We start from the raw sequence: 599 nt of genomic DNA, 5'->3' as shown, positions 1-599 counted from the left end.
TCTCCGCGTGATTCCTTCGCTTCCTTAACCTCTGGAACGTATTCTAAACCACCAGCAGGAAGCCTGAAGCGTCGCCTGTCTTCCTGTTCCGAACGACACGCAAAACGCAGATTCTCATCAGCAGAATAATCCCGAGCTATAAGCCCAAGGTGCTTGCAGTCAGCAGATATCAGCCAGCAGATATCATCAACAGACCACCCCAGATGGAACACATGCCCAAGCCATGAACGAGGATAATACCCCCCATCATATGACTGAGCTTTGATGACCCTTTGGGCCTCTAATTTCGTATATGAACGACCTACGGATTCCATCCGAGACCACCAGTCTTGGCGGTCTTGTGTTGAACCATCGCCATCAGTTGTGTTATAATACTGATGTGGGTCGGGTTGTGACGTTCCTGCGTCATGAGCCTTCTCCTAACCTATCGGGCTTCTTCGATGTAATCCGCCAAGATATCCATCGATTTAACCTCGACTCACATTCTACCATAAAAATCAGATTATCAAGAACCATCCCACACAGATGGCCTACGGCCACACTACGTGGCTCCCGCTCTGCGCTCGCTCTGTGATGCAGGACACAGCAAATCTGAGCTA

At 49.7% G+C, this 599-nt stretch carries 1 protein-coding gene; it reads right to left on the bottom strand.

Features of this window, described 5'->3' with window-relative positions; genetic code table 11:
* Positions 1-314 (bottom strand): hypothetical protein (locus KP705_RS16235; protein WP_215764992.1); only part of this gene is annotated, 314 nt, incomplete at its 3' end.
* Positions 315-599 lie beyond the last annotated feature (285 nt).

Origin of the sequence: Gluconobacter sp. P1D12_c (assembly GCF_018812105.1) — a bacterium.
Lineage (GTDB): Bacteria > Pseudomonadota > Alphaproteobacteria > Acetobacterales > Acetobacteraceae > Gluconobacter > Gluconobacter oxydans_A.
The sequence above is the reverse complement of the archived record's forward strand: the minus strand, read 5'-3'. Positions and strand labels throughout refer to the sequence as shown.